The following is a 19,429-nucleotide window of genomic DNA, read 5'->3' on the forward strand; positions in this document are numbered from 1 at the left end:
TTTAATTAATTATGCAAAATCATGAAATATACTATATTATTATTGTGTGCGTTTAGCATGCAAACCGCCTTTTCGCAAGATTCTTACAAAGGCAAAGTGCTTGATACAAAAAACACTCCAATTGAAAACGCTACTATAACAGTTAACGATAGCGTTGTAGCTACAACCGATGCATTTGGTGGTTTTGAATTCACTTTAAATGAGCCAGGTACTACTTATGTTTATGCCGAAGGTTATGAAGTGTTAACTACCGAACTAAACGATCCGTTAAAATATTATACATTAACACTAACGCCTGAAGCAAGTTTAGGTGAAATTATTGTAAATGTAAGAAGACAAAGTACCCAACGCGATAAAGGGGCTACCAATACACAAACAATGAATAGTGGCGAATTGTTAAAAGCCGCTTGTTGTAATTTAGCTGAATCGTTTGAAACAAACCCTTCAATCGATGTTAATTTTTCTGATGCTATTTCAGGTTCAAAACAAATTAAAATGTTGGGACTTACAAGTCCGTATATTTTAATTGCCGAAGAAAACATACCAAGCGTTCGCGGAGCTTCACAAGCTTACGGACTATCTTTTACACCTGGTACTTGGGTTGAAAGTATACAGGTTACAAAAGGTGCAGGTAGTGTGGTTAACGGTTTTGAAAGTATTTCAGGACAAATTAATACTGAATTAATTAAGCCTGCTAACGACATTCCGTTTTATTTAAATTTATACGGATCTACCGATGCACGTTTTGAATTGAACGCTCATTTTAACGAAAAAATTTCAGATAAATGGAGCTCTTCATTATTTGTACACGGAAATACGCGCGTTAAAAAGAACGACATGAACCACGATGGTTTTTTAGACAATCCGCTTGGCAGTCAAATAAACATTATGAATCGTTGGCAATATCAAAATCTTGAAAAAGGTTGGATTGCGTTTTTATCAGCACGTTATATGAAAGATGAAAAACAAACAGGCGAAATTGATTTTGATAAAGATGTTCATAAGTTAACAACTGCAAAATGGGGGTCTGAATTAAATACCGATAAGTTTGATGCCAGCTCAAAAGTGGGATACGTTTTTCCAGATCAGCCCTATAAAAGCTTAGGTTGGCAAAATGCTTTTAGCTACCACAAACAAAATTCGTATTTTGGTATGAATCAGTTTAACATAACACAACGCAGCGTTTACTCAAACCTAATTTATAATTCAATTATTAGTAATACGTTACACAAATTTGCTGCGGGTGCTAGTTTTATGCACGATGATTATTCTGAAATGGTTGCAAATTACGGAACTAAAAATTACGACAGAGCAGATACAAGCTACGGTGCTTTTTTTGAATATACATACGATAACGCCGATAATTTAACTTTAGTTTTAGGTGGAAGAATAGATAATTCTAACCGTTTGGGTACGTTTGTAACACCAAGAATGCATTTACGCTACAATCCATGGGAAAAAACAACTATTCGGGCTTCTGCAGGTCGTGGAAAAAGAATCGCAAATGTTTTTGCTGAAAACCAATATCTATTTGCAAGTTCACGTCAGTTTAACATCTTAAATCAAGATGGAAAAGCATATGGAATGAATCCCGAGATTGCTTGGAACTATGGAGCAAGTATTTCGCAAGATTTTGAATTTTTAGGTAAAAAAACAAACATAACTTTAGATTTTTATAGAACCGATTTTCAAAACCAAATTGTGGTAGATTTAGATCAATCGGCACGTAACGTGAATTTCTATAATTTAGATGGAAAATCATACGCAAATTCTTTTCAAGCAGAACTAAACTACAATATTATTAAACATTTAAATTTGCGTAGTGCTTATAAATATTACGATATTAAAACAACTTATCACGGTAAAAACTTAGAGCGTCCGTTACAAGCAAAACACCGTTTGTTTGCTAATTTAGAGTTTTCAACACATGAACATAACGGAAGCTATTGGAAATTTGATGCTACATGGAATTGGTTAGGCGCACAGCGTTTACCTTATACAGGCGATAATTCTGCAGCAAATCAATTGGCTTTAAACACCAAGCCGTTTTCAACTGTAAACGCACAAGTAACTAAAGTTTTTTCTGATAGATTTGAAGTATATGTAGGTGGCGAAAATATAGGTAATTATCAACAACACCGTGTAATTTTAGGAGCAGATAACCCTTTTGGCAATGAATTTGATAGTACCATTGTATATGGACCAATTTTTGGACAAATGTATTACGCTGGTTTGCGTTTTAAAGTAAAATAATTGTAAAATTTAAAAATATTAAAAATGAAGAATTTATTATTAGTAGTATTAGCAGTTTTAGGAACATCGTTTGCTACACAAGCTCAACAAAAGAAAAGTAAAAATGCAAAAGCTGATATTGAGGTAAAAGGTAATTGCGACATGTGTAAAAAACGTATTGAAAAAGCTGCCTACCAAGTAAAAGGAGTAAAATCGGCAGAGTGGCATGCAGATGATCAAACATTACATGTTATTATTGATGAAAACAAAACCAATACATCAAAAGTAGAAAAATCAGTAGCTAAATCAGGGCACGATACCAAAAATGAAAAAGCAAATGATACTGCTTATGAAAATTTACATGGTTGTTGCCAGTACGATAGAGCATCATAAATTAAAAAAAAACAGCTTCAAATTTGAAGCTGTTTTTTTTTTATGAATTTGGTTTAGTATCACTAATAATACGCATTTCTTGTTGCGGATAGGGTATGTTAATTCCAGCATTATCTAAGGCTACTTTTATTTCTTGTTGTAAACTATTACGTGCGGGCCAATAATTATCTTTACTTGCCCAAGCGCGTATGGTTAAGTTTACCGAACTATCTGCTAAATCTGTAACAAAAACTTCAGGAGCGGGTTCTTTTATAATTCTAGCATCGCTGTTTAAAACATTTAAAATAACGGTTTGTGCGGTTTTAATATTATCCTCATAACCAATACCTACAACGTACTCAAAACGGCGATTGGTGATTTTACTAAAATTGCGAATAACCGAATTTGCTAACGCACCGTTGGGGCTAAAAACTTTAATACCTTGTGTTGTTGTAAGGCTGGTGTATAGTAAGTCAATTTTATCAACTGTACCGTCGGTTCCTGCAGAATTTTCTATATAATCACCTACTTCAAACGGGCGGAATAACAAAATTAAAACACCACCAGCAAAGTTTGATAACGACCCTTGTAAAGCCAAGCCAACAGCTAATACCAAACCCGATAAAGCACCTAAAATAGCAGTGGTTTCAAAGCCTAAATTTTGTATTACAACTAAAATAAGTACCGCGTAAAGTATAAATTGTATAACAGATATTAAAAAACCGCGTAAAGACATATCTACGTTACGTTTTTCAAATCGGTTGCGCACTATTTTTAATATGGTTCTAATAATGAATAAACCAATTATTAAACCTAATATAGCTCCAATAATAGAAGGTATCGCATCAACAAATTTTACAATTAACAATTCTAAATAGTCTGAATACTTATCAAATTTATTAACCAAATTACCTTTCACGGCTTCTGTGTTAACTGCGTTTAGTAGTTCTTTTTCTGTAACTTTTAATGTATCTTCCTTCATAAAACAAATTTTTACAAAAATAAAAAAAGAGATGCGTAAAACATCTCTTTTAAACTATTTAACTTTTTAATTAGATAGCTAATTTTTTAGCAATTGCTTTAGGTAACGCGTTTTTGTGTACCATAACATCGGTTGCTTTGTATTTCATAAACTCTTTAGTCATGTACATATATCCTTTGTAGTCGTTAGATAAACCCCATGAGTTTTTAACTATATAATATTCTTTACCGTTTTGATCTTTAGCAATACCTACAATGTGCATACCGTGGTCATCGGTAGTTTCGTAATTATCAAATGCTTTTTGGCGGTCTGCATCGGTAACTTTTTTCTCTGGTTTAGGTCCGTTAAACATATCTGCTCTTTGTTCTGCTGTCATTTGTGCAAAATCAATTTCAGGAATGTAAGCTACACCGTTTTTCCAGCTGAATCCTTTTTCAGAAACATCACCACCCCAAGCTACAGTATAACCGTTTTTTAAAGCGTTGTCAACAATTTCTACTAATTCGTCTTGTTTTACGTTCCAAACTTGGTCAAAAGCCCAGTTGTCTGGCACTAATAAAGTGAATTTAGAATAATATGGATATTCAGTAAACGAAGAAACTTCTACATAATCATCAGGGTTAATGCCAACTACTTGATCTGCAAATGTTTTAGGTGTGTATTTTTTACCTTCGTACATAAACTCTTTTGGCGCTTTACCTAAATAACTGTCCACAACAGCAGTGTAAGCGTTTAACCAGTTTTCTGAAAGTTTATCGTTTTTAATAACCGATGCCAAAACAGATTCGGTCATTTTGCTCATTTCAGAAAAATTGTTACGTGTTTGACCTTCCTGTAAACCAGTGTAAGCCGATCTTGGAACCGTACCGTATTTTTTGTACATGTTCATTACATCGTGAAAAGCACCACCTTCGCCCAACGTAACTGCACCATGCATTTTTACATACATTTTACCTTTTTCGATATACGCGTTACGTGCAGTAAAGATTTGAGCTAACTCAACAGGTTTTTTACCCATACGAATCATTTCAGATTCAATGAAAGAATTTCCTGAATAACTCCAGCAAGTTCCAGATGACCCCTGATCTTTAACTGAAGTGTTTTCTAAATTTATTACATCGGTAAACGTAAAATGATCTTTACTGTTGGCACTTTGGTTTGCCTTTACCTTATTCATTAAATCGTCTTGTGCCGATACATTTGAAGTTGCAGCCAAAGCAATTAATACCGCCGCAAATAATGGTTTTAATTTTAAACGAAACATATTGTTATTTTGAATATTTTAATAGTAAGTACGAATTTATGTAATTTGTTACAGATTTTGATGATTTAGTTTGAAAATTCACTTTGACCAAGCTTTTGCTTCAATCTTAAAGTCTACAACCTACAACCTACAACGTTTCTTTTAACCATTTAAAAAATTCGGTTTGCCAAACTAGTGCGTTTTGTGGTTTTAGTACCCAGTGGTTTTCATCTGGTAAATAAACAAACCTACTTTTAATACCTTGCAACTGTGCCGCTGCAAATGCTTCTTGTCCTTGCCCAATTGGCACACGGTAATCTTTACCACCATGGAAAATCAACATAGGTGTGTTCCAGTTTTTCACCAATAAAATAGGGTTGTGTTGGTAGTATGTTTTTGCTATATCTTTATTCGTATCGGCATCCCAATACGCACCGCCTGCATCCCAATTAGGGAAAAATGTTTCTTCGGTAGTTCCGTACATGCTGTGTAAGTTAAAAACACCGCAATGTGCAATAAAACTTTTAAATCGGTTTTGGTGTATTCCTGCTAAATAGTAAACCGAATAGCCACCGTAACTTGCACCAACAGCACCACGGCGCGCCGTATCTACATACTTTTCTTTAGAAACATCGTCAATCGCCGAAAGATAATCATTCATAGCCTGTCCACCCCAATCTTTAGAAATGGCTTCGTTCCATTCTACACCAAAACCAGGTAAACCTCTGCGGTTTGGCGCAACAATTACATAACCTTCTGCTGCCATTAACTGAAAATTCCAACGAAACGAATAAAAAGGCGATACGATAGATTGTGGTCCGCCTTGGCAGTATAATAATGTTGGGTATTTTTTATTTGCATCAAAATTTGGCGGAAGTATAACCCAAACCAACATTTTTTTACCATCGGTTGTAGTTACGTAGCGTTTTTCAACCTTACTTTTGGCAATTTTGCTGTACGCAGCGTCGTTTACATGCGTAACTTGTTTCCAAGTTTTTTTCTTTAAATCGTACGAAAAAACTTCTGCTGCCGTATTAAAATCGGTACGGGTAACCAACACTTTTTCATTTGCGAAACCAACAATACTGGCAACATCAAAAACACCATTGGTTAATTGCTTTACTTTAACAGCTATTCTTGTTAATCCAGGAAAATTCACTTCAAAAAGTTGAGTGGTTCCATCAATTGGTGCAATAAAATATACTTTTTTGCCATCGTTGCTCCAAACATAACTGTTTACAGTTCCGTCCCAACCAGCAGTTAAGTTAATATCAATGCCTTTATGACGTACAATAATATCATTCTTATCAGCTTCGTAACCATCGTTCTTCATTTGCAACCACGTTAAATCGCCGTTTGGTGAAAACGTTGGGTGTGTATCGTAGCCTAAATTTTTAGGGGTTAAGTTTGCTGTTTGTTTGGTTTCTAAGTTATACTCGTATAAATCGGTATTTGTGCTTGTAGCATAGGCAGTACCTGCTTTCTTTTTAGATACATAAATTACCGATTTTCCGCTTGGGTGCCAAATGTAATCCTCCTCTCCACCAAACGGAGCTTGTGGACTGTAATAAGGTTCGTTTTGTAATAAATCAATTTTTTCTTTGGTTTCTAAATTGGTAACAAAAACGTGACTAAAACTTCCGTCGTTATCTTTGTCCCAATGGCGGTAATCTAACCCATCGTAAACATAAACGTTTGCTTCTTTTAATTCTGGGTAACGATCTTTGCCTAAAACTTTATTAACTTTAACTTCTTCAGTAGAAAGTTCCCACTTACCATCGGGCGATAAATTTCTGTTTTTTAATAAACCATCGGCGCTTTCAAGTTGTTTTATGCGTTTACCATCAATGGTTGTTTGGTATGTTTGGTATTCTATTTTATTTTTTTCAATATTAGGAATACCTACTTTATAAATTAAATAATCGCCTTTTTCAGTAATACCTACTGGGTTTACGCGTCCTAATTGCCACAATAATTCTTTGGTAAGCACTTTTTCTTGGGCACTTACTTGTAAAGTAATTACCGATAAAGCCGCTACTAAAATTTGTTTCATTTTAATACCTTTTTTTAATTGCCGATAAATTTACGAAATTATAAATGATAAAAATTCCTTAAAGTTTTGTTTTATGTACTCGTAGACTATAAAAACTAATAAATATTAAGTAATTTCACGGGCTGAAAAAAGTGAGGTTAATTTTTTATAAATGGAAGATTTTAATTGGGCCGATTTAATAAACCCAGAGTTTTATATAAATTTAGAAATTGCAGGACATAAAATTGGCTTATATGTAGTTTTGTTTATTGTTTTTGCCGAAACAGGTTTGTTAGCTGGTTTCTTTTTACCAGGCGATAGCTTATTGTTTTTATCGGGTATTTACAGCAAAGCGTTGTTAAGCGAAGTTGTGGTTATTGAAAGCGATTTTTTAAATGTTTTAGGTGTTGCATCGTTAGTTGCCTTGGCTGGTATTATTGGTAATTTGTTCGGATATTGGTTTGGTGCAAAAAGCGGAAATTATTTATACCAAAAAGAAGATGGCTTTTTATTTAAAAAGAAATATTTGTTAGAATCGAAAGCTTTTTTTGAAAAACACGGAGGACGAGCTATAATTTTTGCTCGCTTTTTACCAGTTGTGCGTACTTTTACACCCATTATTGCGGGAGTAGCAAATATGCAATTTAAAAAGTTTTTGTTTTACAATATCATTAGTTCAATTGCTTGGGCATTCTCGTTGATTTTTGCAGGCCATTATCTATATCGCTTTTTGCTAGATAGTTACGGATTTGATTTAACACATTATATAGAATATATTATTTTAATCATTATTTTTATTACTACAGTACCATTTGTTGTTAAGTTGATTAAAAATAAAAGAGCAAAAAATTAAAAAAGGGAGTATATTTACATCCCTTTTTTTATGTAAAATGATAAAGAAATTTTTTAAATTTTTAGGAAAAGTTATACTATACTTTTTTGGTTTAAGTATAGGATTAGTAGTACTTTTTAAATTTGTACCGGTACCGTTTACGCCATTAATGTTTATTCGCACTGCCGAGCAAATTATAGAAGGAAAAGAATTAGTATGGAAACACGATTGGATTTCGATTGACCAAATGGGTATGCCCATACAAAAAGCCGTAATTGCAAGTGAAGATGGTAAATTTACCAATCACAATGGTTTTGATATGCAAGCCATTGAAAAAGCTTATAAAAACAACCAAAGAGGGAAAAAAATTAAAGGCGGAAGCACGATAAGCCAACAAACAGCAAAAAATGTATTTTTGTGGCCAGGCAGAAGTTATATTCGCAAAGGTTTAGAAGCATATTTTACCGTTTTAATTGAAGTTGTTTGGGGTAAAGAACGTATAATGGAAGTGTACCTTAACTCTATTGAAATGGGTAAAGGAATTTATGGAATAGAAGCCGCTGCACAACATTGGTATGGTAAATCGGCTAAAAATTTAACCAAAGCACAAGCAGCATCAATAGCAGCTATTTTACCTAATCCGCGCGTATATAAAGCAAAAAATGGTTCGCGATATATTGAAAGACGTAAAAGTGCAATAGTAAAACAAATGCGTCAATACAGCAATCCTAATTATTAATAAAACATAAAAAATCCTGTAAGTAATGAAACTTACAGGATTTTTTTATTTTTAATTTCCTTTAAACTCTGCTTTGCGTTTTTCTAAAAAGGCAGTAGTACCTTCTTTAAAATCGTTGGTACCAAAGCAATATCCAAAGCGATCAATTTCGGTGTTAAATCCGTTTATGCCATCCTGAAAGTTAGCATTAACAGCTTTTATAGCTTGCGTTATGGCTGTAGGAGAGTTTTTTGCAATTTTTAAAGCCATTTCATTCGCTTTGTTTAATAATTCTGGTTGCGGCACCATATGGTTAATTAAACCGTAGCTTAATGCAGTTTGGGCATCAATCATTTGTGCTGTCATAATTAATTCGTTCGCACGCCCTTTGCCAATTAGCTGAGGCAAACGCTGCGTGCCGCCGTATCCTGGTATTACGCCTAAAGTAACTTCGGGTAAACTCATTTTAGCGTTATCACTTGCTATACGTATATGTGCTGCCATAGCCAATTCTAAGCCACCACCTAAAGCAAAACCGTTGATTGCTGCAATTACAGGTGTTTTTAGGTTTTCAACAAAATTAAATAAAAGTTCTTGTCCTTTACGCGCTAATTCTGAACCTTCTGAGGTGTTAAAACTTGCAAATTCCGAAATATCGGCTCCAGCTACAAATGCCTTTTCACCTGAACCTGTAATAATTATTACCCTTACATCTGTATCACTTTCAAATTGTTTAAAAGCGTTGTGTAACTCTTCAATAGTTGCTTTGTTTAAAGCGTTTAATTTTGTTGGGCGGTTAATGGTAATTGTTGCTACCGCGTTGTTTTTCTCTGTTAAAATGTTTTCGAATTGCATTATTATTTCAATTATTTTTTAGTTAGTAATAGGTAATTGTACGTAAAAAGTAGTTCCTTTATCTACTGTTGTTTCAAAGTGTATGGTGCCTTTGTAGGCTTCAATCATGTTTTTTATCATAGCTAACCCCAAGCCCATACCGCTTGTTTTTGTAGTGAATTTAGGTTCAAAAATTTTATCTTTTATGTCGTTGGGTATTCCGCTGCCATTGTCTGAAATGGTAATTAAAACTTCATTTTCAATGCGCGCAACTTTAACTAAAATGTGCGGAAAAGGTTCGTAAGTTGGTATGGCTTGAATGGCGTTTTTTACTAAATTATTAATGATGCGAATTATTTGTGATTGATCAAAAGTAGCAATGATTTCTTCTTCGGTTGATTGAAATTGGATAAAATCTTCGTTAAAAATATCTAAAGCAAGCTGAACTACTTTTACAATATTTAATTGTGTGTTTTGTTGCGCAGGCATAGATGCAAAATTTGAAAACGCCGAAGCTACTGCACTCATGGTATCAATTTGTTGAACCATGGTTTCACAAAAATCTTTTATTTTTTCGTTTACTTTTTCGTCTGTTGGATTAAATTTTCGTTGAAAACTTTGAACCGTAAGTTTCATGGGGGTTAACGGATTTTTAATTTCGTGCGCTACTTGTTTTGCCATTTCACGCCATGCCATTTCGCGTTGGCTTTGAGCTAGCTTTTCTGCCGATTCTTCTAACTTATCAACCATTTGGTTGTATGAGTTTATTAAAGTTTCAATCTCTGAAGATGTGTTTTGAACCTTAATTTTTTCGTTTTTACGGTTTAGATTCGTTTTTTGTATACGTTCGCTAATTAATTGTATCGATTTTGTAATGTAGTTCGATAAAATGTAAGCCAATATAATTGCTAAAATGATTACAAAAATATAAATCTGACCAAACAGCAGTAAAAAACTATTTACTTGTTTTTCGTAAAACCACTTTTCTTCGGCAATAGGCATGCTAATGATACCTAATGGTTTAAACTTTGCGTCTTTTATATAATTGTAAGCAGATCGGTAGGTAACGCCATCAATAATGCGTAGATCGGTAAACTTTTTGGTGCTAGTTGTTTCGATTATTTTTAATACTGTTGGCGAAATTTCAGAATTATTAGCTTTATCAACTATAAAATTTCCTTTTGAAGAAATTAATAGTTTTCCGTCTAAATCATAAATGTTAATTTGTATGTTGTGAATTGTAGAAAGTTCAAATATTTTTTCTTTAAAAATAAATGGTAAATTGGCTGTTGTTACTTCAGTGCTAGTGGTTTTTAAAATGAAATTTACATGTTCGTTTACAGCGTCTTCTTTTCTTTGTAAGCGATCTTGATGGTAGTTGCGGGCTTCTTTTTTAAATTGATAAATGGTAACCATGGCAATTAACACCGATGAAATTACGGTAAGAAAAATCATGGCTATGAAAATTCTAACCTGTAAAGATGTTCTTTTTATGCCCAAAAAGTTACTCATAATCGCTTTTTATTTGCTTCGAACTTTTTTGTAAAATTTAATACCTATCATTAATAAAACCGATAGTAACACAATTCCTAAAACGCCATATATCCAATTAACTGCGTTTTTTAAAATTACTAAAAAAACCACCGAAAATAAAATAATGGTTGCCCCTTCGTTCCAAATTCTAAAAAACGAACTTGATTTGGTTAAGTTGTTGTTTTTTGTTTGATTTACAAATTGTTGGCATTTTAAATGATACAACCATAAAAGTATTATAAAAAATAATTTTACGTGCATCCAAGGCATTTTTAACAGCGCAGGGTTTTCAAAAAGCATCCAAATTCCGAAGAATGTGGTTAAAACAGCTGCAGGAAACGTAATAATGTACCACAATCTGTGTGTCATTATTTGGTATTGTTTACTAAGTATGTCTTTTTCAATTGTTGGTTTTAGTTGCGCTTCGGCAAAATAAACAAATAAACGTACAATGTAAAACAAGCCAGCAAACCAAGATACAACAAAAATAATATGTAAGGATTTTAAATATAAATACATAGCTTATTTTTTAGTTGCCCAGTTTTCAACCCAAATACTTAGTGTTTTTACCCAATCATCGTTATCGTTTAAACACGGTATTGATAAAAATTCATCGCCACCGTTTTCTTTAAAACTGTGAGCAGCTTCCATACCAATTTCTTCTAAGGTTTCTAAACAATCGCTTACAAAAGCTGGGGTTACAACGGCAAGTTTTTTTATGCCTTTCTGTGCCAAACCATCAATAGTAGCATCTGTGTACGGTTGCAACCACGGATCGCGACCTAAACGCGATTGAAACGATGTGCTGTATCTATCGTCACTTAAACCTAAAAGTTTTACGGTTTGTTTTGTGGTTTCGTAACATTGGTGACGGTAACAAAACTCATGTGCTTTTGATGGTGTGTTACAGCAGGTTCCGTTTATTTGGCAATGTGATTTGGTTACATCTGATTTTTTTATGTGGCGTTCAGGCACTCCATGATAAGAAAACAAAACATAATCGGCATTGAAATTTGCTAATGCATTTTTTATTGAAGCTGCTAAGTTCTCAATATAATCAGGTTTGTTGTAAAAAGCAGGAACCGTAGTGAACGACATGCTTGGGAATTTTTTCTGACGAATTTCTTCGGCCAAGACTAAAATAGTTTCGGTAGTTGCCATTGCAAATTGCGGATACAAAGGCAAAATTAGTACTTCGGTAACACCTTGTTGGTGTAAGCTGTTTAAACCAGCCTCAATACTTGGGTTGCCGTAACGCATAGCTAGCTCAACGGGCACATTCACTAAGTTTTGTAATTTGTTTTGCAACCTGCGCGAAAGTACAATTAAAGGTGAACCTTCGGGCCACCAAATTTTTTGATACGCCGCTGCCGATTTTTTTGGACGTGTATTTAAAATAATTCCTTTTACTAAAAATAAGCGCAATAAATAAGGGACATCTATTACACGTTCATCCATTAAAAATTGATCTAAATATGTTTTTACATCTTTTTTTGTTGGCGAATCAGGCGAACCTAAATTTACAAGTAAAACTCCTTTCATATAAAAATAAATGTTTGTTGTTTAATTAATTAGTGACATTAGGTATTTTTTAGGTGTTGTGCCAAATTTCTTTTTAAAAGCAGCAATAAAATGGCTTGCTGTACTGTAACCAATACGGTTGCCAACCTCGTTTACGTTATATGTACCACTATCTAGTAATTTGCGTGCATATTCCATTTTGTAATCAAACAAAAAGCCATAAACAGTATCGCCATACACTTGCTTAAAACCTAATTTTAGCTTTTTAATATTAAGACCAACTTCATCGGCAAGTTTTTGCAAAGTTGGCGGTTCGGCCATGTTTTTTAATAGAATATCTTTAGCTTGTTTAATTTTAATTATTTCAACCTCATCAGTTTTAAACGGACAACTTTCATCTTCGTCTCCTTCGGGTTTATTAAACAGTAAGCTTAAAAGTTCATAAACTTTGGCTTTGTAATACAATGTTTTAACCGATGAATGTAAGTTAAAATTCATTATCTGATATAAAACAACAGCCATAGAAGGGGTAATGCTGCTTTGTGCGTAATGTTTACGATTTATAGTATCTTTATTTAAGAAGGGAATAAATTCAGCTTCGGTTGAAAAAAGATTGTGGAATTTTTTTAATGATATTATTATAGAAATAATCCAAGAATGCGGCTGTAATGCTAAGTTAATTGGTAAATTTTTTTGAGGATTGTATAGCGTTAAGCAACTTTCTTCATTAACTGGCATTTCATATGTGCCATTGTTAAAACGAAACACGCCATTACCTTTTAGTATAAAATGAAATTGAAGTACTTCATTACTTAAATCTTTTGTAACTATTTGTAAATCATCGCTTTCGTTTTTTAAACGAATGCAAATAAAATCATCTTCTAAAATAACATCTTCTTGGGTACTCATAGCGTTATTTTTATAAATTTTTAAAAGGACTATCTTGCGTAACTTTTATTTAGAATAGTTCTAAATATCTGCGTTCAAATAGAATTAAAACTCAACAAATGTAAGGTTTTTTAGGAAAAGTATCTTGTTAAAAAGCCAAAAATAACCCAAAGGTTAAAATTAGTCCCTTTAGCGTTATTTTAATTCAAATCAAGCGTTTAAATTTGTAGCACTTTATTACAATAGTAAAGAATGAAAAACAATAACGATACAAAACCACTGCATTTTTATGTAGTTGGTTTAAATTATAAAAAAGCCGATGCAGAAATGCGCGGCAAATTTAGTTTAAGCGAACAAGCTAAATTAAATTTGCTAGACGATGCCCGCAGACAGGGAATAGTTTCGGTTATGGCAATTTCTACTTGTAATAGAACCGAATTGTATGGTTTTGCAGAACACCCTTTTCAATTAATTTCACTTTTATGCACCCACAGTAATGGTACTGTTGACGATTTTCAGCAAGTAGCATATGTGCATAAAAACAACGAGGCTGTAACACACCTTTTTAAGGTGGGTACAGGCATGGATAGCCAAATTTTAGGCGATTTTGAAATTATAAGCCAAGTTAAAAATGGATTTATAGCTGCACGTGAAAAAGGTTTGGCTAATAATTATTTTGAACGTTTGGTAAACTCGGTAATACAAGCAAGCAAACGTATAAAAAACGAAACCGAAATAAGTTCAGGAGCAACATCAGTTTCGTTTGCATCGGTACATTATATCATAAACAATGTACCTAACATTAAAGATAAAAACATTTTGTTGTTTGGTACAGGAAAAATAGGAAGAAATACGTGCGAAAATTTAGTAAAACATTCTAAAAACAGCCATATTACATTAATAAACCGTACCATTGATAAAGCTCAAAAAATAGCAGGAAAATTTAATTTAATAGTTAAAGATTATGCTGATTTACAAGCCGAAATTCAAAATACCGATGTTTTAATTGTTGCTACTGGTGCGCAAAATCCTACAATTGATAAAGAATTATTAAATTTAAAAAAGCCATTGCTAATTTTAGATTTATCTATTCCTAAAAATGTAAACCAGAATGTGTTAGATGTTAATGGGGTAGAGTTGATACATTTAGATACTTTATCACAAATGACCGATGATACACTTGAAAAACGCAAACAATACGTGCCGCAAGCAATGGCTATTATCGATGAAATTAAGCACGAATTTATCACATGGACACAAGCTCGTAAATTTGCACCAACCATACACGCTTTAAAAGCAAAATTGGAAGAAATGCAACAAAACGAACTTAAATACCACAAGAAGAAATTAGATAATTTTAACGAAGCACAGGCCGAAATAATTACAAGCCGACTTATTCAAAAAATTACTACACAATTCGCCAATCATTTAAAAGACGATGCAACCGAAGTAGATGAAAGTATTGAATGGATTGGGAAAGTATTTCAATTAGAATCTTTACAAAATGACTAAAACCATACGAATTGGTACACGCGATAGCGAATTAGCTTTGTGGCAAGCCAATACAGTAGCAAAAAAACTAAACGATTTAGGCTGTAAAACTGAAATAGTTGCGGTAAAATCAGACGGAGATATTCTATTAGATAAACCTTTATACGAATTAGGAATAACAGGTATCTTTACAAAAACACTTGATGTGGCAATGATTACCGGCCAGGTTGATATTGCGGTGCATTCTATGAAAGATGTACCTACTGCTTTACCTAAAGGTATTGTGCAAGCTGCTGTTTTAAAGCGTGCAAATGTATTAGATATTTTGGTTCATAAAGGTACTCTTGATTTTTTAAAAACCAACGGTACAATTGCCACCGGAAGTTTACGCCGTCAGGCACAATGGCTTAACAAATACCCCAATCATAAAGTGGTAGATTTACGTGGAAACGTAAATACCCGAATGAAAAAACTTAAAGATAACGATTGGAACGGAGCTGTTTTTGCTGCCGCTGGTTTAGAAAGAATCAATTTAAAACCTAGTCAATTTATAGATTTAGATTGGATGATTCCTGCGCCAGCTCAAGGTGCTATGCTTGTTGTTGCTATGGAAAATGACACATATGCTTTAGATATATTAGCACAACTAAACGATGTAGAAACTGAAATATGTACACATATTGAACGACAGTTTTTAAGAACGTTAGAAGGAGGCTGTACCGCACCAATTGGAGCTTTTGCAAAATACAATGAAGTTGATGATACCATTCACTTTCAAGGTGTTTTATTTTCGATTGATGGATCGCAAAAATTTGAAGTAAACAAAATTGTTCCAATCGAAGAATGGAAAAAATTAGGTTTTTTTAGCGCTCAAGAAATTTTAGAAAATGGTGGAAGTACGCTAATGAGTCAAATTCGCGAACAATTAAAAACAAAATAGTTTAAAACATGAACAACAAAATCTGTGTTTTATCTACAAAAGTGCTGACAATCAATCAAAAACAGTTTTTGTTAAATGCAGGTTTTTCTGTTATTCATGCCAATTTTATTAAAATAGAATTTCTTTCGTTTCAATTAAAAGCCATTCCAACATTATTGGTTTTTACATCGCAAAATGCCGTAAAAAGTGTGATGCAGAATGAAAATGTTGAAAAATTGAAACACATCCCAGTGGTTTGTGTAGGGGTAAATACCAAGCAATTGTTGCAAGAAAATGGTTTTACAGTATTAGAATGTGAAGATTATGCTGAAAATTTAGCGCCAATTATTCAGAAAAAATATGTGTTAGAACATATTGCTTTTTTTGCAGGAAATATACGACGAAATGTATTGCCAAATGCCTTTCAAAATTCCCGAATTTTGTTTAATGAATATACAGTGTATCAAAACACTGCAAATTCAAAAGAAGTTAAAGCTAAAATAAATGGTATACTGTTTTTTAGTCCATCGGCAATTCAAAGTTATCTTCAACACAACTCAATAACAAATCAAACGTGTTTCTGTATAGGTACTACAACAGCCGAAGCTTTAAACGGAATAACAACCAATGTTGTTATTGCTAATAAGCAAACAATAGAAAACGTAATTATACAGTGCATAAATTATTATAAATAGAACGCTTAAGGCATAAAGCTAAAAGCTAAAAGCATAAAAAATGATAAAAAACGACCTATTTTTAAAAGCATTAAAAGGAGAAACTGTTCAACGTCCACCGGTATGGATGATGCGTCAGGCAGGAAGATATTTACCAGAATTTAGAGCCTTGCGCGACAAATATGATTTCTTCACACGTTGTGAAACCCCTGAATTAGCTGCCGAAATCACCGTGCAACCTATTCGTCGTATTGCTCCGGATGCAGCAATCTTGTTTTCGGATATTTTGGTAGTACCAAGAGCCATGGGAATTCACGTAGAATTGAAAGATAATTTAGGTCCACAAATTCCAAATCCAATTCGTACCATGGAACAGGTAAATCAAGTGTATGTTCCGGATGTAAATGAGACTTTAGGATACGTTTTTGATGCGGTAAAATTAACCAAAGAAATGCTGAATGACGAAGTGCCTTTAATTGGTTTCGCAGGATCACCTTGGACTATTTTCTGTTATGCTGTAGAAGGAAAAGGTTCGAAAAGCTTTGATACGGCTAAAGGATTTTGTTTCTCAAACCCGCTAGCAGCACATACTTTATTACAAAAAATCACCGATACCACCATTTTATACTTAAAAGAAAAAGTGAAAGCAGGTGTAAATGCCGTTCAAATTTTTGATTCTTGGGGAGGAATGCTTTCTCCAACCGATTATCAAGAATTTTCATGGAAATACATCAACCAAATTGTAGAAGCTTTAGCTGAAATTACACCAGTTATTGTTTTTGGAAAAGGATGTTGGTTTGCTTTGAACGAAATGGGGAAAAGTAAAGCCTCTGCACTTGGTGTAGACTGGACTTGTACCGCCAGAAATGCCCGTTATTTATCAGGTGGAAATATTACTTTACAAGGAAATTTCGATCCATCAAGATTGCTTTCGCCAATTCCAACCATTAAAAAAATGGTGCATGAAATGATTGACGAATTCGGAAAAGACAAATACATCGTAAACTTGGGTCACGGAATTTTACCAAATATTCCGGTAGATCACGCCAAAGCGTTTATTGATGCCGTGAAAGAATATAATCAGTAGGCATTTAACCTGCAAGGTTTCTAAAACCTTGTAGGTCTAAATTTGCAGCAAAATGAAAATAGAAATTTTAGAAAGAGACAGTTATTATCACATTTACAATAGAGGAATAAATAGCACCTCAATTTTTTTTAATGATGATAATAACTGTCTCTTTCTAAAACAGTTAAGTAAATATTTAACTGATAAAATTTCAATATTTGCTTATTGTTTGATGGATAATCATTTTCATTTAATTATAAAACTAAATGATGATGAAAAAATTGTAACACAAGCTTTTTCTAATTTTTTCAATTCATATGTAAAAGCTGTTAACAAGCAAAATGACAGAACCGGAAGTCTTTTTGAAAAACATTTCAAAAGGATAAAATTGAATGATGAAAATTATTTAAAACAATTAATTCTATATGTTCATTTAAACCCTAAACATCATTTAGATGTGAATTTTAAAGAATATAAATTTTCTTCCTATCAATCATCTATTTCCACAAAAGAAACAAAAATAGATAGAGATGAAGTTTTAAGATTATTCGGAGGTTTGGAAAATTTTGTTTTTTGTCATAGTCAGAAAAACGATTTATTGACTGAAAAACATACTTTTGAATGATTTTTAAGCATTCGTCTATCCTGCAAGGTCTTTTTTTGACCTTGTAGGTATGAGAAAGAGACAGATCAAAAGATAAACACCTACAAGGTTTAAAAAAACCTTGCAGGTTCAAAACGAAAAAAAAATAAAATGCTCAACAAAGGCTTAAGAGATCAGGAAAAAATAAGAATAGATAACATTCTTAAAACACTTCACACTTTAGTTTATGTACCAAAGTGGAATGAAGAAGCTATTCCTACTATTGAGGAGCAATTAAAAAATTTTGGTTTAAGCCTAGAAAGAATCAACGAAATTTCTGAAGACGAACTGATTGAACTCCTGAAACGTTGTCATTTGGACTGGAATCATCAGGAACAATTTGCTGATATTCTAGTGCAGATGTCGCAGAAAAATCAGTTTCCCTTTTTAGAAAAAGCGATTGCGATCTACAATTATATCCAAGCCGAAAGCAAAATGTTTTCTTTTGGAATCAATAATAAAATTGCGGCAGTAAAAGCAAATTTATCATGAAAAATAAATTTTACCAATACATACAAACACTTCAGGATCAAATAGTAGCTGGTTTGGAAGCAGTTGACGGTCAGGCCAAGTTTAAAGAAGATCTTTGGAAACGACCGGAAGGCGGTGGCGGAAGAACCCGTGTAATTGAAAACGGTGCCGTTTTTGAAAAAGGCGGAGTCAACATCTCTGCTGTTCACGGAAAATTACCCGATTCCATGCAAAAACTATTTAACGTAGGCGAAGCTGATTTTTTTGCCTGCGGACTGAGTTTGGTTATTCATCCTAAAAGCCCAATGGTGCCAACGGTTCATGCCAACTGGCGTTATTTTGAAATGTATGATGACAATGGAAATGTTATTCAGCAGTGGTTTGGCGGCGGACAAGATTTGACGCCATATTACCTGTTTGAAGAAGATGCCATTCATTTTCATCAAACGTGTAAAACCGCTTGTGACAAGCACAATCCGGAATTTTATCCCAAATATAAAAAACAATGTGATGGGTATTTCTGGAATACTCATCGCAATGAAGCCCGTGGAATAGGGGGATTATTCTTTGATTATTGCAAAGCAACAGAACAAATGTCAATGGAAAATTGGTACGACTTCGTTACAGAGGTTGGAAACAGTTTCTTGGAAGCTTATGTGCCAATTGTAAAACGAAGAAAAGAATTGCCTTTTACCCCAGAACAAAAAACATGGCAGGAAATCCGTCGTGGTCGTTATGTCGAATTCAATTTGGTTCATGACAAAGGCACCTTATTTGGTTTAAAAACCAATGGTCGAATTGAATCTATTTTGATGAGTTTGCCTCCACATGTGCAATGGGTATACGACCATCATCCGGAAGCTGGAAGCGAAGAAGAAAAATTAATTAAAGTATTAGAAAAACCTGTTGATTGGGTATAAGAGCAATTAGCAACTAGCTTTCAGCGATTAGCTTAGTATAAAATCGTTAATGGCTAAT

At 33.5% G+C, this 19,429-nt stretch carries 19 protein-coding genes; 11 read left to right on the forward strand and 8 right to left on the reverse strand.

The genetic code is table 11. The features are described from left to right. Window positions 1-18: 18 nt before the first annotated feature. Together P3875_RS02825 and P3875_RS02830 are read left to right on the forward strand one after the other, a co-directional pair. Window positions 19-2,253: a TonB-dependent receptor gene (locus P3875_RS02825; protein ID WP_442930325.1), complete on the forward strand. Its 2,235-nt coding sequence runs from the start codon at window positions 19-21 to the stop codon at window positions 2,251-2,253. Between the two features lie 24 nt (window positions 2,254-2,277). Beyond that, the gene (locus P3875_RS02830; RefSeq protein WP_303444738.1) at window positions 2,278-2,625 is read left to right on the forward strand and encodes a heavy-metal-associated domain-containing protein; all 348 of its coding nucleotides are present in this window, start codon (window positions 2,278-2,280) and stop codon (window positions 2,623-2,625) included. A gap of 40 nt (window positions 2,626-2,665) precedes the next feature. Here P3875_RS02830 and P3875_RS02835 read toward each other — a convergent pair whose 3' ends face one another. The 3 genes from P3875_RS02835 to P3875_RS02845 form a co-directional block, all read right to left on the reverse strand. After that, window positions 2,666-3,586 (reverse strand): mechanosensitive ion channel family protein, encoded by a 921-nt coding sequence (locus P3875_RS02835; protein ID WP_303444739.1) that lies wholly within the window; start codon window positions 3,584-3,586, stop codon window positions 2,666-2,668. Window positions 3,587-3,656: 70 nt separating this feature from the next. Next, window positions 3,657-4,850, reverse strand: coding sequence for an aminopeptidase C (locus P3875_RS02840; protein ID WP_303444740.1), 1,194 nt, complete (start codon window positions 4,848-4,850; stop codon window positions 3,657-3,659). 127 nt (window positions 4,851-4,977) lie between these two features. Continuing rightward, on the reverse strand, window positions 4,978-6,882 hold the full coding sequence (locus P3875_RS02845) for a S9 family peptidase (RefSeq protein WP_303444742.1): 1,905 nt from the start codon (window positions 6,880-6,882) through the stop codon (window positions 4,978-4,980). A gap of 151 nt (window positions 6,883-7,033) precedes the next feature. Here P3875_RS02845 and P3875_RS02850 point away from each other — a divergent pair, with 151 nt between their 5' ends. Further along, entirely contained in the window at window positions 7,034-7,714 is a 681-nt protein-coding gene (locus P3875_RS02850; RefSeq protein WP_303444743.1) for a DedA family protein, read from the forward strand. A gap of 37 nt (window positions 7,715-7,751) precedes the next feature. Further along, window positions 7,752-8,432 carry a monofunctional biosynthetic peptidoglycan transglycosylase gene (gene mtgA / locus P3875_RS02855; protein WP_303444744.1) on the forward strand — a complete coding sequence of 227 codons (681 nt, stop codon included), beginning with the start codon at window positions 7,752-7,754 and terminating at the stop codon, window positions 8,430-8,432. Window positions 8,433-8,483: 51 nt separating this feature from the next. On the opposite strand, the gene P3875_RS02860 is transcribed toward mtgA, so the two are convergent. From P3875_RS02860 to P3875_RS02880, 5 genes are read right to left on the reverse strand one after another with little or no spacing between them, the layout of a single operon-like run. After that, window positions 8,484-9,266 carry an enoyl-CoA hydratase/isomerase family protein gene (locus P3875_RS02860; protein ID WP_303444745.1) on the reverse strand — a complete coding sequence of 261 codons (783 nt, stop codon included), beginning with the start codon at window positions 9,264-9,266 and terminating at the stop codon, window positions 8,484-8,486. An 18-nt stretch (window positions 9,267-9,284) separates the two neighbouring features. Then, window positions 9,285-10,757: an ATP-binding protein gene (locus P3875_RS02865; RefSeq protein WP_303444747.1), complete on the reverse strand. Its 1,473-nt coding sequence runs from the start codon at window positions 10,755-10,757 to the stop codon at window positions 9,285-9,287. 9 nt (window positions 10,758-10,766) lie between these two features. Then, window positions 10,767-11,297: a CopD family protein gene (locus tag P3875_RS02870; protein ID WP_303444748.1), complete on the reverse strand. Its 531-nt coding sequence runs from the start codon at window positions 11,295-11,297 to the stop codon at window positions 10,767-10,769. A 3-nt stretch (window positions 11,298-11,300) separates the two neighbouring features. Then, window positions 11,301-12,320: a ferrochelatase gene (hemH, locus tag P3875_RS02875; RefSeq protein ID WP_303444749.1), complete on the reverse strand. Its 1,020-nt coding sequence runs from the start codon at window positions 12,318-12,320 to the stop codon at window positions 11,301-11,303. Window positions 12,321-12,341: 21 nt separating this feature from the next. Beyond that, a complete protein-coding gene (locus P3875_RS02880; protein ID WP_303444750.1) occupies window positions 12,342-13,208 on the reverse strand; it encodes an AraC family transcriptional regulator in 867 nt (288 codons plus the stop codon). A 231-nt stretch (window positions 13,209-13,439) separates the two neighbouring features. On the opposite strand from P3875_RS02880, the gene hemA reads away from it, so the two are divergent. From hemA to hemF, 7 genes are all read left to right on the forward strand, one after another. Beyond that, window positions 13,440-14,699: a glutamyl-tRNA reductase gene (hemA, locus tag P3875_RS02885; RefSeq protein ID WP_303444751.1), complete on the forward strand. Its 1,260-nt coding sequence runs from the start codon at window positions 13,440-13,442 to the stop codon at window positions 14,697-14,699. Further along, entirely contained in the window at window positions 14,692-15,618 is a 927-nt protein-coding gene (gene hemC, locus P3875_RS02890) for a hydroxymethylbilane synthase (RefSeq protein ID WP_303444752.1), read from the forward strand. Before hemA ends, hemC begins: the two co-directional genes overlap by 8 nt. A gap of 8 nt (window positions 15,619-15,626) precedes the next feature. After that, on the forward strand, window positions 15,627-16,292 hold the full coding sequence (locus P3875_RS02895) for a uroporphyrinogen-III synthase (protein WP_303444753.1): 666 nt from the start codon (window positions 15,627-15,629) through the stop codon (window positions 16,290-16,292). A gap of 40 nt (window positions 16,293-16,332) precedes the next feature. Further along, window positions 16,333-17,358: a uroporphyrinogen decarboxylase gene (hemE, locus tag P3875_RS02900; protein ID WP_303444754.1), complete on the forward strand. Its 1,026-nt coding sequence runs from the start codon at window positions 16,333-16,335 to the stop codon at window positions 17,356-17,358. A 52-nt stretch (window positions 17,359-17,410) separates the two neighbouring features. Beyond that, entirely contained in the window at window positions 17,411-17,962 is a 552-nt protein-coding gene (locus P3875_RS02905; RefSeq protein ID WP_303444755.1) for a transposase, read from the forward strand. Between the two features lie 129 nt (window positions 17,963-18,091). Continuing rightward, window positions 18,092-18,472 carry a hypothetical protein gene (locus P3875_RS02910; protein ID WP_303444756.1) on the forward strand — a complete coding sequence of 127 codons (381 nt, stop codon included), beginning with the start codon at window positions 18,092-18,094 and terminating at the stop codon, window positions 18,470-18,472. Then, on the forward strand, window positions 18,469-19,371 hold the full coding sequence (gene hemF / locus P3875_RS02915) for an oxygen-dependent coproporphyrinogen oxidase (RefSeq protein ID WP_303444757.1): 903 nt from the start codon (window positions 18,469-18,471) through the stop codon (window positions 19,369-19,371). Before P3875_RS02910 ends, hemF begins: the two co-directional genes overlap by 4 nt. Window positions 19,372-19,429 lie beyond the last annotated feature (58 nt).

The organism is Myroides sp. JBRI-B21084 (assembly GCF_030545015.1).
Lineage (GTDB): Bacteria > Bacteroidota > Bacteroidia > Flavobacteriales > Flavobacteriaceae > Flavobacterium.